Annotated in this window: 15 protein-coding genes; 1 reads left to right on the top strand and 14 read right to left on the bottom strand. The window is 43.4% G+C overall.

What is annotated here, in order from left to right:
- Positions 1-125: 125 nt before the first annotated feature.
- The 14 genes from ABMY42_RS20960 to thrS all read right to left on the bottom strand — a co-directional run bounded on the left by ABMY42_RS20960 (position 126) and on the right by thrS (position 13,393).
- Entirely contained in the window at positions 126-1,250 is a 1,125-nt protein-coding gene (locus ABMY42_RS20960) for a GGDEF domain-containing protein (RefSeq protein ID WP_005445565.1), read from the bottom strand.
- 177 nt (positions 1,251-1,427) lie between these two features.
- The gene (locus ABMY42_RS20955) at positions 1,428-2,609 is read right to left on the bottom strand and encodes a hypothetical protein (protein WP_349266741.1); all 1,182 of its coding nucleotides are present in this window, start codon (positions 2,607-2,609) and stop codon (positions 1,428-1,430) included.
- Positions 2,610-2,618: 9 nt separating this feature from the next.
- The gene (locus tag ABMY42_RS20950) at positions 2,619-3,356 is read right to left on the bottom strand and encodes an outer membrane lipoprotein-sorting protein (RefSeq protein ID WP_223295720.1); all 738 of its coding nucleotides are present in this window, start codon (positions 3,354-3,356) and stop codon (positions 2,619-2,621) included.
- Between the two features lie 95 nt (positions 3,357-3,451).
- Positions 3,452-5,827 carry an MMPL family transporter gene (locus tag ABMY42_RS20945; RefSeq protein ID WP_274878962.1) on the bottom strand — a complete coding sequence of 792 codons (2,376 nt, stop codon included), beginning with the start codon at positions 5,825-5,827 and terminating at the stop codon, positions 3,452-3,454.
- A 201-nt stretch (positions 5,828-6,028) separates the two neighbouring features.
- Complete coding sequence (locus ABMY42_RS20940) at positions 6,029-6,817, bottom strand: TetR/AcrR family transcriptional regulator (RefSeq protein WP_009697355.1); 789 nt, start codon at positions 6,815-6,817, stop codon at positions 6,029-6,031.
- Between the two features lie 170 nt (positions 6,818-6,987).
- Positions 6,988-7,797 (bottom strand): helix-turn-helix transcriptional regulator, encoded by an 810-nt coding sequence (locus ABMY42_RS20935; protein WP_005445576.1) that lies wholly within the window; start codon positions 7,795-7,797, stop codon positions 6,988-6,990.
- A 347-nt stretch (positions 7,798-8,144) separates the two neighbouring features.
- Positions 8,145-8,594, bottom strand: a complete 450-nt coding sequence (locus tag ABMY42_RS20930; RefSeq protein WP_050907392.1) for a hypothetical protein — start codon at positions 8,592-8,594, stop codon at positions 8,145-8,147.
- 144 nt (positions 8,595-8,738) lie between these two features.
- Positions 8,739-9,053, bottom strand: a complete 315-nt coding sequence (locus ABMY42_RS20925; RefSeq protein ID WP_005443150.1) for a heavy metal-binding domain-containing protein — start codon at positions 9,051-9,053, stop codon at positions 8,739-8,741.
- A 1-nt stretch (position 9,054) separates the two neighbouring features.
- The gene (locus ABMY42_RS20920; protein WP_009697353.1) at positions 9,055-9,444 is read right to left on the bottom strand and encodes a VOC family protein; all 390 of its coding nucleotides are present in this window, start codon (positions 9,442-9,444) and stop codon (positions 9,055-9,057) included.
- A 12-nt stretch (positions 9,445-9,456) separates the two neighbouring features.
- Positions 9,457-9,837, bottom strand: a complete 381-nt coding sequence (locus ABMY42_RS20915) for a RidA family protein (RefSeq protein WP_017190336.1) — start codon at positions 9,835-9,837, stop codon at positions 9,457-9,459.
- A 359-nt stretch (positions 9,838-10,196) separates the two neighbouring features.
- Positions 10,197-10,550 (bottom strand): 50S ribosomal protein L20, encoded by a 354-nt coding sequence (gene rplT, locus ABMY42_RS20910; protein ID WP_004727974.1) that lies wholly within the window; start codon positions 10,548-10,550, stop codon positions 10,197-10,199.
- 40 nt (positions 10,551-10,590) lie between these two features.
- Positions 10,591-10,785, bottom strand: coding sequence for a 50S ribosomal protein L35 (gene rpmI / locus ABMY42_RS20905; RefSeq protein WP_005445589.1), 195 nt, complete (start codon positions 10,783-10,785; stop codon positions 10,591-10,593).
- Between the two features lie 124 nt (positions 10,786-10,909).
- Entirely contained in the window at positions 10,910-11,461 is a 552-nt protein-coding gene (infC, locus tag ABMY42_RS20900) for a translation initiation factor IF-3 (protein ID WP_074050532.1), read from the bottom strand.
- A gap of 3 nt (positions 11,462-11,464) precedes the next feature.
- Positions 11,465-13,393 (bottom strand): threonine--tRNA ligase, encoded by a 1,929-nt coding sequence (thrS, locus tag ABMY42_RS20895; protein WP_005445593.1) that lies wholly within the window; start codon positions 13,391-13,393, stop codon positions 11,465-11,467.
- A 295-nt stretch (positions 13,394-13,688) separates the two neighbouring features.
- Between thrS and ABMY42_RS20890 the strand changes: the two genes are divergently transcribed.
- Positions 13,689-14,678 (top strand): DUF3187 family protein, encoded by a 990-nt coding sequence (locus ABMY42_RS20890; RefSeq protein ID WP_038897611.1) that lies wholly within the window; start codon positions 13,689-13,691, stop codon positions 14,676-14,678.

Here is a 14,678-nt window from a genome sequence, read left to right as displayed (position 1 = left end):
TGCTATGGAATAACCCCTGCTTTTTCGTGATTGTTTTTGCATAAGTAGCTAAAGAATACGCCACATAGATTTTCACCAAACAGTGAAAAAATTGGGTTCTCTGGCGTTCTAATGTGAATGACGAGTTAGTTCGAAGATATTAGCTTTTGCGATGACCGTACTCGGTTTTTACCGTTTTGTTTTGCCAAGTAAACGCCTTCGTCAGCAACTCGGATCAAATCAGTGTAAGTTTGCATTTCTTCGCGGCGTTCTGCTACCCCGACACTGATGCTGCCTCGCCAAGGTTCGAATGCTGTTGGAACCAGCATGTGAGAGATCTGTTTTCTCACCATCTCGGCAACATGCAACCCACCTTCAAGACCCGTGTCCGGGCATATAACAACGAACTCGTCGCCGCCAAGTCGGCACACGATATCATCACTGCGGAAAGAGTGTTTTAGCGCTTGTGCAAGTTCTTTTAAGACCAAATCTCCGGCTTCGTGACCACAGGTGTCATTGACTTGCTTAAAGTAGTCCGCATCAATCATGATACAAACCAAAGGTAAAGCTCTCGCCTCCTCGTTTCGCCATAAGGTCTTGAGAGATTTAATCGCACTTCTTCGGTTCGGCAGTTGAGTCAACGAATCCGTGAGTGATAAAGCCTCTAGCTGCTTATTGGCTTGAGAAAGTTGTATTGTCCTTTCATCCACTTTTTCTTCCAAAACCAGATTAAGCTTCAGTAATTCTCGGTTACGCTCTGAAACTTGTGAAAACAGAGCATTTAGCGCATCCAGCAATGGCGCAGTGGATGCGTTGGCTTGTTTTTCTTGTTCATCATACGCCGCCCTCGGTGACATCCCAGATTGAATGGCAGCCACTTGCTTAGACATATTTTGATCAATACCAAGAATGTGGTAAGCCAACCAATGAATGAGGAAATCCAATAACTGCTCAGCAGCGCGTTTATTGGCATCACTGATAAAGCTCTGCATACTGATGATGTCGCTCATAAATGCGCGGTGTACTTGGATATGTTTTTCTAGGTGCTCTGGGTGGATCTCGACCTCTCGCATCAAGTTCTCTTCTTCTTTGAAGTGGAACTCGGCATAGCGAGACAGTTCAAATAATGCTACTTGAATGTCCGTGAGAGTGATGCTGTTTTGCGCCAAAAGTTCGCCGTACTTGTTGATAAATCCAACAAGATATTGGTGCTGTTCATCGACTTCTTCGATGCCTGTTTCAAAATAAGTGTCCCAGCGAAATGAATTCAACGTTACTACCCCTAAGTAAAACCGGAGGGTTTTGTTAGTTGCTTATCGCATCGCTATCAAAACCACAACAAACATAAGGAATAGTAACGATAAATCTTCCTTACGGCTCTAGCAGCCAGTCAAAATAATGACATGGATCTCTTTGCCTTAGAATTTTCGATTTACTTATCTCCCGCACTAAAAATAGTACTGGATAGATAGCTCGATAAAATCATCGTCTCTTGCGAAATACAAGAGGTCCGTTGGCGTGTCATTTTTAAACAACCAAGCATCAATTTGCCACTTAAAATGATTTGAAATGCGGCTGGAAGCCTCAAGTTTTGCGTTGTACACATCGGTATTATCGAGATCTTGCGTGATACCAGTTAGGATTTCGGTGCCATCTTCATCATTAAACGCTAAGCGAACACCTGCAAAGACATCATTTTGACCAATGTTCTGCGCGTTGTTACCACGGCTATCATATAAATACTCACCGATAAGACCCACATCCCATACCGTTTCAAAAGCCCCCACTATCGTGTATTCAAATCCGGAAACAACACCGACATGATTATCAAAACTATCACGATAAACACTTTCAAGTTTCCATAACCAATCTCCCACGATTCCCTGCACATCCAGTCCAACATGACTCATCAATGCGTAGTAAGGTTTTAGCTCGCCTTGCTCGAATCGAAAATACGGATCACGGTTCGTTCCATAGACATAGCTCAAGCCGAGATCCCAATCGCCAAACATTTGTGCATACCGCAACGCGACATCTACATGTTTTTCTTCTCGACTCGATTCGTACAACGCATCATCGGAGACAACAGGATCGAACCTCAAACGCCCATCTTTACCCGCGAATGTTCGTTCACGAAAATAAGGCAAGATCATAGCATCCAGCGTTCCCCACTCTTTGATGGACGTAAAATGCACCATGGGTTGTCCCAATTTATCTTCACCATCGACCGCTTCTACCGCATCAATTTGGTTTACAACATCCACTAAGTGCGCAGATTCTGTTACACCCCAAAACACCTTGCTGATACCAACACGAAGTTCATAGTCATCCCAATAGGTTAAATACAAGGCTTCTCGAATATCAGCATGCGTACGATCATCATCCATGCTGTCCCAACGATAAAAAGGCGTAAAGGTGAAACTCGCATCACCATCTTGAAGATCCCAGTAGAGCTCTGGTTGCAACACTAGCGATGTTTGCCCTTTGCTCTGCCCTTGAGCACCGGCAGAGAAAAATTGTCGATGCTCGAAGTTAACCTGACCTGCCAATTCAGCGCCAAGCAAAGACGAAGAACAAAGCACAGCCATAATGCTAGCCAAGACTCGGCCAGCAGCGATTGCCCTAGTCATTCAACCTCCCTACTTAACACGCTTGAGGATGTTTTTGTTGAAGTCGTTATCTTTAAGACCGGTCTGGAACGTCAATTCACTGGTTGTCAGTTCTGTACTCTTGCCCGTTTGGTGATTCATCATTGCCATAGTGTGGGCACGCCAGTATTGATTCAGATACTGTTTGTAATCAGAAAACTCTAACGTCTTTAGCAACGCGCCTTTGCGGTCATAAAATTCTACTTTCAGAGGACGATAATGTGCTTGATCTAGCCAAACCACCTGCTTGGTGTAACCGGAGTTTTTATCTGTCGGGATTTGCTCTAATACAAACGTCTGTTGGTCATTCATCGTTTCATCTTTAAGGTAATTGAAACGGTACTTTTCAATCTCGAATGAGCTCAGGTCTTCATAAGCAAACTCACTGCCCATAAATGGACCAGATTTATTGCGTGAAGCGATACGTTTTACGCGTTTGAGCGCGGGTAGATAGAGCCATTGGTCGTCAGCGCCCACCGTGTGTGAATGATTAAGAAATGCGGTTCCTTTAACATCTCGTGGTTCATCAAAGATAGTTAGCCCTTTATCGCCATCATCAGCGACCTCCAGTGATTTTAGGCGCATCAAGCGAGTACTACTTTCTCCTTGAGCATTGCGAAGTATCATTTGCATGGTGGCAACAGAATCTCCCCAGCCTTGGTCACGCGCTTTGCGCTCTTGTGCAATTTCCAACCCTTTAGCTTCGTCAGCCCAAGTGAGAGGAGCCATTAACAGAGAAATCGATAATGTAACGACATTCAGAGGTTTGCTAAATAACTTCATCATATAGTCCTTGTCTTGTTTTCCTTGAGGGCACTGTTCAATCACAACGATGCCGTAATGTTTTTCTTCGCTTGTGTTTCTGGCGTTTTAGTCTTTGTTTGCTCGACATATGCTGCTTTATCAAAACGCATGAGTAGCGTTGGCAAGAATAAAAAGTCCACGACCAAGGCGATAAAGATCACGATCGCACTAAGCTGCCCCATATCTGCATTTAAGCGGAAGCTCGACATAGCCAATACTGAGAAACCTGCTACCAATACGACGGTAGTGATCCACAGTGCACGACCAACAGTGTGGAAGGCATAACGAACGGCCTGTTCAGCATTTTGTCCTTCTTTTCGTGCTCTTTGATATTTCGAAAGGAAATGAACCGCGTCGTCGACCACAATGCCAAGCGTCAAGGTCACCACGACTGACAGTCCTAGATTGATTTCACCAGAGATCAGCGCCCAAAGACCGAAACCAAGCACGGCCGGGGCAATATTTGGAACCAAGCTGATGAGACCAAGCCTTAGCGAACGCAGCGCAAAGATGAGTAATGCAGAGATCAAAACTAATGTAATTGGTAACGTAGAGAGCATACTTGCCATATTGGTCTCACCAATGTGAGCAAACATCAATGATGGACTCGATGCGACCACATCATATTGCGGTGCATTGTCGGCAAACCACGCGTAGATTCGGTTCTCAAGGTCAACTAATTCAACACTCCCTAAATTATCGACGGTTAACACCATTTTGATCGAAGATTTATCAACATTAATCTGATTATTAAGATCTAAGCCGTACGGCAAAGACATCTCATAGAGTAGAAGGTATTGCGCCGCCAATTCTCTATCTTGTGGTAGTAAGTAGTAACGCTCATCATCAGCGTGCATGTTTTTATTGAGGCGTTTATATACATCCGCGAGCGTTGCAACATGATCTGTCTCAGGCTGTTCGCGAAGCCAATCGGTAAAGTTGCCTATAGCGGTAAGAAAAACAGGATCAGCAATCCCTTGCGACTCATTGGTTTTGATGGCAATGCTGAGATTGGTCATGCCGCTGATACGTGCTTCCATAAAATCGGCAGCTTGACGAAAATCACTGCGATTATCGAAATACTTTACGGATTCATCATTGACTCGATTTAACGGTATCAAGCTTGCACTCACTGCAATAACGATCACTGATATTGGCAGTAACACGTTACGACGTAAAACGACAAAATCTCCTAGCTTGTCCATGAAGTCGGTCCCGCTCTGTGAGGCAGGTTGCTTAACTGAGACTGGTAATAGTGTGAGTAACGCTGGAAGCAGCGTCACTGATAGAAAACAGGCAATCATCACCCCTAATGCCGATAAGTTACCAAAATCTCGCAGCACAGGAGAATCCGACATATTCATCATCAGAAAGCCAATTGCGGTTGTAACTGACGTGATTAGGATGGGCATAAAGTTAAGAGAGATACTGCGCTCTATCGAATGTCCCTTACTAAAGCCGTTTTGCATCGACTGGCGCATAGTTGCAATAACATGCACGCAGTCCGCTACAGCCAATGTCATGACCAAGGTTGGCACATTAACCGTCGCAGTGCTTAAAAACATACCAGCCCAACCAGACAACCCCATCGTTGCTATCACCGAGCCAATAATCACAATAAGAGTCGCGACAACACTTAAGAATGAACGCAGCATGATGGTTAAGAACAACAAAATAACCAACAGCATCGTTGGTACTAAGGTAGCGCTATCCTCTTGTGCTGCGGTCATGAAGGCATAGTTCATGGCGATAATACCAGCTTTATGAAACTCAACATTTGGATAGTTTTGCTGATACTGCGCCAGCATCTGATTAATGTGAGCCATCACCTCTTGGACTTCCGCTGTTTTATCAACCTCCGGCAATTGAACGGTGATATTCACGACAGTGACATCGCCTTTTGCAGAGATCAGCGCATTTTTTAACACTGGCTCTGTTAGTGCGATATTTTTTACTTTCGCAATTCGCTCTGGAGTCAACTCATGCTCTTCGTAAAGCAGGTCTTCGACCAAGAGATCATCTTCAACCGCTTCCGTGTGCTGGTAATTAGCCAGAGAGTCTACTCGGCTCGAATACGGCACTTGCCACGAATCCACTGTTAAGTTTTGTATGAGTTTCAGGATCTCAGGAGTAAACACCTCTCTGCTATCAGGAGCGATCACGATAGCAAGATTGTCTGTTTTGGCGAAGGTGGTTTGAATTTCGTCGAAAGCTAATAACTGCTTATTGCTGCCATCGAAAAAGATATTATAGTCGCCCCGAAAATAGAGATTCTTTGCTCCGATCGTTGCGATAATAACGAGTAATACTGTTGCCAGCAGAACCCAAAGACTGTACTTGGTTGGTATTTTCCCCCATTGACCGGGGCTTGCTTGTTGAGCTTGGTGGTGTTTCATCACACTCTCCCTTTGTGACGTTTCGTCAAAAAACGGAGTTAAAAAAGCAGCTTACGCTGTTCTCTAATTCCAGATGCGTTAATAACGCAGTTTTGGCACTCTAGGGATTAAAAATCCTGATACCAAAACAATCGTTATTGACGATCCGTCAAATAGTGTGACTAAAAAACCAATCGAATAACCGATTGGTTTATACCCTACTCAGCGATTGACTGAATCAAGGTAAGCAATTTCTTCGCTAAATAGTTCCTGCTCAACTCGACGCCAGGTTTTGCGGTAATCCCAATCTGTTGAGAGAGGTAACCACCCTAATCCATCAAGTAACATATTCGCATTGTGTAATACCGAAAACGGGTCTTGCAAACGCTGAATACATCGACTGTTAGATGCATTTTGCGCCAAAGCATTAGAACCAAACGCAATCGACCAATTGGCAAAAACAATCGCATCAGCACCAACAGCAGGAGAGAATTTTAAATCTCCAATTTCCACGGCGTGGTTTACTAATGCGTCCGCTCCAGATATTACTTCTTCTTCCAGCTTGTTCAATTCATTCAGTCGAGCGGGTGAAGCTTTCTCTATCACCCAAGGAGTTTTGGCGACAATAGCGCAAGTCGACAATACGGGTTCCATACGGGCGTAAATACGATACCCAACATGCATTGCAATGATCTTTTCACGCGTGTTGCCATCAAAATTTGCCGTACGCTCAAAAAACACCGCCTCACTTTTCAGTGAGTGTATACAAAGTGCAAGGATCACATCTTCTTTGCTGCAAAAATGGTTATAGATGGTCCCTTTTGAATACGGACTGGCAGCCGTTAGCTTATCCATGGTGAGATTAGCAAAGCCTTGTTCTTGCACTAAAGATTTAGCCAGTTGAACTAATTCGACCTCGCGATCAGCGATCGCCTGCTGTTTCTTAGTCAAACCAGAAGCAATTCGGCCACCCTCTTGCTTGTCATCTTTGTTGCAACCAAAGTTAAACATACTTCCTCGTCCCGTATCCCTGTGTAACTCAAATGAATTGTAACACGAATATGGTTTGCAGAAACGCCATCACATTTCTGACGAATCGTCATAATTGACACTTCGTCATATTAGTTCATTAAATAAACATTTCAAGGATGAATCTATAAATCACTAAAAATAACTAGAAGCTATATCGAAAGGCTTGGTTTATCCCCAGCCGAAGCGATAGCGTAGCGAATGTCATCAATGAAGTTGACTTCTGTTTGTACAATACCATCAGAAAACGTTACAGGCTGATGCGGACCTGCTATCAGCAAAACGTTGGTAAAGTCTGACACATTAAAGTTCTCTGCAACGACGTTTTTAGAATGAAAATCTAACACGGTTTTCGCCATCTGCTCTTCTAAGATAAGTAGCTGTTCTTCCGTGATTTTCATTCGCGATAGCGCTACACGTACACACTTCTCATGGGTAGTCGTTTGTTCTTTAAGGATCTCGGTGTACTTCTCGTTAAGTTTAGAGTTTTCTGCATAGCTGTAATAAAGCGGACCGTGAAGCGTGATGTTGTTATCTTCGTCCACATAAACCAAATCAAGCAGCTCTAGAGCACCAAGGTAGTCAGACATGCTTTGCTTTGAGAGATCATACTTTTTCATAAGAATGGTGTAGCCATCCTTCCCCCTCAGCATTCGAAGTTCTCGATAAAAATCGTAAAGATGCGGAAACTGGAAAAAGACTTCATCCTGCGTACGACTGAAATAGTCCTGATCCTCAGCTTGTAGCTGATTTGCCAGCTTTTGAAGCTCATCGAGGGTACAATCCACAGCTCGACAATACTCAAGTAGCTTATCAAGACCTAGGTTAGTGCTAGTTAAATGACGTTTAAAAGTGGACAACGGCATGCCCATTTTCTCAGATAACTCTCGATATGTTAGCCCTTTGGTTTTGATCGCTTGTCGTAATGCGGCTAACAAGTACTCGGGAGTGAGTTCTCTCATCTACAATTCCTTATGGCAATGTTACAACTGAATGGTATTTGTAACAATTTAGAACCAATTGGCAAGCCATAAGTTCATATTTTTATAAGAAAACAGTGAATTAATATACCCAACATCACATTTAGATGAGCAATACCGCCACCAGAAATGCATTCAGTTTCATTATATCTAATCAATTAAACACATCATAAATACGGTATAACATCCATAGCCCGTCGCATTTCATGCTGATTTATGGAAACTACTCGAATACTTTCGACTTTGAAAGACGTTCATTTTTAGAATAATCACATTAAAACGCACACGCCAAAAAACTGCATATATATGCAACAAAATAGTTCTATTTCTTAAGGCTGAACTTTCTCTGCCACATTCTGTTCAGTGTCAACTATATGGGAGCGCAAAAAACGTAAATGGATAATAGAAATCCCAACGATGATGAATGGAACATAGATACTCGTTATTGAGTTTGCGATGTAGATCAGGGTCATTTTAAGTTTACCGACAACGCCAACTGAATGAGACCAGCCCTCTGTATTCCCGTCTGAAAAAATACCAAAAGCAAGGTAATACAACATCAGATACAACAGAATAGATTCTTTCCATTGCCCTTCATTCAAATGCCCGACAGCACTCCAAGATACAAATAATGACAAGAATAAAAGAACAAGTAGACCTAAGAAGTCGATAGGAAAAGACAACATGGTCACGAGTAAATTACCTTTAGCTGCTAGCGTCGCTACCAGTAAGCACACGCAGAACGTCACAATTGCATTATTTAAAACTGTATCACGCATAAATTCGCCTCCTTTTTTAGGAGGCGAATTATGAGATAAAAACAGCCATTGACGCTTAGTTAAAAATGGGGAAACGAGCTACCTCTAACGATTTCATCTTTATTGCACATAAGTTTGCAACACGCTGTGCAACATCATTCTTTATTAAACGAGCTTTACTGCCGTACCAAAGGCAAGAATTTCTGATGAACCGTCCACAATCGAACTGGTGGTAAAACGAATACCGACAACAGCATCTGCTCCTAGGTTCGCGGCATCCTCTACCATTCGTTGAATAGCGATATTTCGGGCTTCAGTCATCATTTCGGTGTAGCCACGAATCTCACCACCAACAATACTTTTTAAGCCAGCCATGAAATCACGCCCAATGTGCTTTGACTGAACCACATTGCCCGTCACGACCCCTTTTATCTCCGCAATTTCACGCCCTGGAATCGTCTCGGTTGTTGAATAAATCATGTTATACCTCAGCAAGATAATTAGATAACTCAATTAAGTTACCATCTGGGTCTCTAATGTAAACCGATAGGATGTTACCAATTGCACCTGTCCGTTGAACAGGGCCATCAATAACCTCGACAGAATGGGAGTCTAAATGGGAGAGCACATTTGCAATTGGCGTATCACATACAAAACATAAATCAGCACTCCCAGAAGCTACTTGACTTGCCTTAGGTTCAAATTCATTGCCAAGCTGATGCAAATTGATCTTCTGCCTTCCATACACAAGTGCAACACGCCCCTCACCAAAGGTGATGCTTTCCATACCAAGCACTCGCTCATAAAAATCCACCGTGGTTGCTATGTCTTTTACTGTTAAAACCAAATGGTCTAATCGATTTATTTTCATCCCTACCTCTTATTACAACGCCTCGCTTGAGATTACTGCCTCTATTTCTATTGCCAAATCAGCATGGATCAAGGCACTTACTTCCACCAGCGAACACGCCGGCAAGTAGCCCTCATAGAAATCAAATAGTACTGAACGAATCGCCGCGAGTTGACTCATATCAGTAATAAACACCGTCAACTTCACCAGATCACGCTTCTCTCGTTGCTCTTCAGCCAGTATTTGCGATAGATAAGATAAAACTGTCTTAGTTTGATCTACTAGCCCCTCAGCTTGGCTCGAAGAGCCTAACGCAGTCAACCCTGAAACATATAAGGTCTCACAGTGTCTAGTAGCATGAACATAAGGACCTGAAACCTGTGGCAAAAATTCATAACTGATTCGTTGAACCATATATTCCTTCCCTAGCGGTTAAGTTTTCGTTTGTTCAGTTGCTCTTTCTAGTCGTGGAGCAACACCATAGTTCGCTTAATGATGTCCTCTAACGGCTGCGCCTTGGTGTCTTTCCTAGCTCTTTTGCTCGTTATGCCGATAAACCCTACCACAGATTAATAACAAAATGATTTAGCAAGCACTGAGATGGAAGTGAGAAGTGAGAAGTGAGAAGTGAGAAGTGAGAAGTGAGAAGTGAGAAGTGAGAAGTGAGAAGTGAGAAGTGAGAAGTGAGAAGTGAGAAAACTTACGGATAACAAAACAAAAAGCAATAAAAAAGGAGAGCTAATGCTCTCCTTCTCTTAATCCTAAACTGCTAATTAAAGAGCAGCTTTCGCTTTTTCAACTAGAACAGCAAATGCTGCTTTGTCGAATACTGCGATGTCCGCTAGGATCTTACGGTCGATCTCGATAGATGCTTTCTTAAGACCGTTGATGAAACGGCTGTAAGATAGACCATTTTGACGAGATGCCGCGTTGATACGTGCAATCCATAGTTGACGGAATTGACGTTTCTTAGCGCGACGGTCACGGTAAGCGTATTGACCAGCTTTAGTAACTGCTTGGAAAGCTACGCGGTAAACACGTGAACGTGCACCGTAGTAACCTTTAGCTTGTTTTAGAACTTTCTTATGACGTGCACGAGCTTGTACACCACGTTTTACGCGAGGCATTATGCTTCTCCTAAACTAAACGATTGATAACTAAAAAGAATTAAGCGTATGGCATCATACGAACAACTGCAGCCACTTCACAACGAGGAAGGATTGAGTTTGGACGTAGTTGACGCTTGTTCTTAGTAGTACGCTTAGTCAGGATGTGACGTTTTGTAGCGTGCTTGTACTTAATACCACCAGCAGTTTTCTTAAAACGCTTAGCAGCACCTTTGTTGGTTTTCATCTTAGGCATGATGAATAACTCCGCATTGAGTAGGTTTAATAAACAACGTAATTAGGGCGAACAAAACCCAGCCGCTATACCTTTTATTAGAAGGAAAAGGCGGCTAGGTCTTAATTACTTGATGAGCCGTTAATTACTTCTTTTTAGGGGCAAGAACCATGATCATCTGACGACCTTCGATCTTACTTGGGAAAGATTCCACTACAGCAAAGTCTACAGTGTCTTCTTTCAAGCGATGAAGAACGTCAACACCGATGTCTTGGTGTGCCATTTCTCGGCCACGGAAGCGAATTGTTACCTTCACTTTGTTGCCTTCTTCAAGGAAACGCGTCAGGTTGCGTAGTTTTACCTGATAGTCTCCAATATCAGTTCCAGGACGGAATTTTACTTCCTTAATCTGAACCTGTTTTTGCTTTTTCTTCTGCTCTTTAGCAGATTTGCTCTTTTCAAAGAGGAATTTGCCGTAGTCCATAACACGACAGACTGGCGGCTCAGCGTTAGGACTGATCTCCACAAGATCCATGCCTGCTTCTTCAGCAGCTGCGATCGCTTCTTGAATCGATACAACACCAACTGATTCACCGTCAGCGCCAGTTAGTCGAACTTCACGAACGCCACGAATTTCACCGTTCATACGGTGTGGGTTTTGTTTTACCGGCTGTTGGCCGCGTCTTCCGCCTTTAATAGCTTATTCCTCCAGATTGAGCTTACGGCTAGAGATCTCGTCTTGGATGTATGCGATAAAGTCATCCACTTTAAATTTACCGAGATCTTTACCTTTACGAGTACGTACTGCGATTTCGCCTGCTTCCATCTCTTGGTCACCGACAACAAGCATATACGGTACACGCTTCAAAGTGTGTTCGCGGATTTTAAAGCCAATCTTCTCATTTCTCAAGTCCGCTTTAGCTCTAATTCCACTTTTTTGTAGTTTTTGTACTACTTCCTGAACATAATCTGACTGTTTATCAGTAATGTTCATAAGAATTGCCTGTTCTGGCGCCAACCAAGTTGGGAAGAAACCAGCATATTCTTCGATAAGGATACCAATGAAACGCTCTAGTGAACCTAGAATTGCACGGTGAATCATTACCGGTACAAGACGTTCATTGTTTTCACCTACGTAAGTTGCACCTAGGCGACCTGGTAGGTTGAAGTCTAACTGAACAGTACCACACTGCCACGCACGGTCTAGACAGTCGTATAGCGTGAATTCAATCTTAGGACCGTAGAACGCACCCTCACCTTCTTGAATTTCGTATGGGATTTCCATCGATTCAAGAGATTGTTTCAATGCTTCTTCAGATTGATCCCAGATTTCGTCTGAACCTACACGTTTTTCTGGACGAGTAGACAGTTTCACTACGATGTTGTCGAAACCAAATGTTTGGTACGTATCGTACACCATCTTGATACAGTTTGTTACTTCTTCTTGAATTTGGCTCTCAGTACAGAAAATGTGAGCGTCATCCTGAGTAAAGCCACGTACACGCATAATACCGTGTAGTGCACCAGATGGTTCGTTACGGTGACATGAGCCGAACTCAGCCATACGTAGCGGTAGGTCACGGTACGATTTTAGACCTTGGTTAAAGATCTGTACGTGACCTGGACAGTTCATTGGCTTAATCGCGTATTCACGGTTTTCAGAAGAAGTTGTGAACATCGCATCAGCGTATTTGTCCCAGTGACCAGAGCGTTCCCAAAGAACGCGGTCCATCATTAGCGGACCTTTTACTTCTTGGTAACCGTACTCATCTAGCTTAGCGCGAATGAATACTTCTAGATCACGGAAGATAGACCAACCATTGTGATGCCAGAACACCATACCCGGCGCTTCTTGCTGCATGTGGAATAGGTCTAGTTGCTTACCAATCTTACGGTGGTCGCGCTTCGCCGCTTCTTCTAGGCGAGTTAGGTGCGCTTTCAGAGCTTTCTTATCGTGGAAAGCTGTACCGTAGATACGTTGAAGCATTTTGTTGTCGCTGTTACCACGCCAGTATGCGCCTGCCACATTTAATAGTGTGAAATGTTGACAGAAGCTCATGTTAGGTACGTGTGGACCACGACACATGTCGATGTATTCTTCATGGTGGTAAAGACCTGGACGATCATCACGAGATACGTTTTCGTCTAGGATTTCCACTTTGTATGGTTCTTCACGTGATTCAAACGTATCACGTGCTTCCTGCCAGCTTACTTTTTTCTTAACCACTTCGTACTTGGTTTTCGCTAGCTCTTTCATACGCTTTTCAATCTTTTCAAGATCGTCTTGCGTTAGAGACTCGTCTAGGTCGATGTCGTAGTAGAAGCCGTTGTCGATTGTTGGACCAATCGCCATTTTAGCTTGAGGGTAAAGCTGCTTAAGAGCGTGACCAAGAAGGTGAGCACAAGAGTGACGAACGATTTCTAGACCGTCCACTTCATCTTTAACTGTGATGATCTCTAGGCTTGCGTCTTCTTCAATTAGGTCACACGCATCTACGCGGTTACCATTTACACGACCAGCGATAGTTGCTTTTGCAAGACCAGGACCGATCGATTGCGCAACTTCCATAGTAGAAACTGGGTTGTCAAATTGACGCTGACTGCCGTCAGGAAGAGTAATAATAGGCATGCTATGTCCTTTACAGTGGTGTTGCACACCAAGCAACACATGTTATTCAAATTAGAAGATATTTCGAAAGTTGATGACGGTCGCTCGGTAACACGAATACCGGACCTTCATCAGAACGAGGATTGTACCTAGCTCACATTTAGAATGCAAAGAGCGATTTCAAAATGTCATCTAAACTTCATTACTACCAATTCAACACTAAGCCCAAATTGTATAATTATTGCAATTGAACAGCATTCAAAACATGAAGACACTATAGTTAATTTATTGAGTAATCTCATTTTAGGCTTTCATCATGATGGATTTAAGATGGCAACCTACTCTTTTGAGTTGCGCCTTGTTTCTAAGTACCCCAGCGTTCAGCGCATCCGATTTGTATGGTCCACTGCGCTCTTATGCGCAATCTCCAATACAAGTGGTCAGTCATACTAACGTACTTCGCTCTGGGTATAGTCTTCCCTCCGGCTACGTTGAAGCATATGGTTCGGGCACCATCGCAAGTGTCTGGGCTCACACAAGCGATTATTCTCTCGATTACTATCACAACCAACTTGAACTCGGTGGAAAATGGCAAATCAATGACCAGTGGCAATGGGAACTGAACTATCGTTGGGTCTTTGCTGCAGACAACCATTTAGATGGACTGACCGAAAGCTTTCACGACCTATTTGGTATCGGACAAAATGGGCGAGATGAAGTCGACAAGAACCGCTTTTATATGTCGATGCCCGAGTACGACATTTTAATAGAGGATTTTGAAGGTGAAACACTGGCAAACAACCTCTCAACGTATATCCAATACCAAATAATACAAAATGAACATCATGGTTTATCTGTCGGTGGTAGTCTCTACTATAACGATGTCGCTCACGGCTCCTTTAAAGGAAGCAGTTTTGAGCAAGGAGTACAAATTAACTACAGCTACCGACTCAATGCAGCCAATGTATTCTATTCCATGGCGGGGATGACGTTTCGAAATAGTGATCGAGCGCTTGTTGACTTCCCATACCGGCACAACACGGCAGCGCTTGCTGGCGGATATCGTTATGCGTTAAGCAACAATCACCACTTTATCCTTGAATATCATTGGTATCAGGGCTCCACTGAAGGTCCAAGCGAGTTTGCTGACGCATCGAATGAGTTTGTTATTGGTTATCGCTATTTGATGGAGAACTCTGCCATTGAAATCATGGCGATTGAGAATGCGAGAAACATGGATAACAGTACCGATATCGCCTTCACTTTTGGATATCGGTACCTATTCGTTCCAGAAACGGAAAGTTAG

The organism is Vibrio sp. SSH13-20 (assembly GCF_040104475.1).
Lineage (GTDB): Bacteria > Pseudomonadota > Gammaproteobacteria > Enterobacterales > Vibrionaceae > Vibrio > Vibrio harveyi.
The sequence above is the reverse complement of the archived record's forward strand: the minus strand, read 5'-3'. Positions and strand labels throughout refer to the sequence as shown.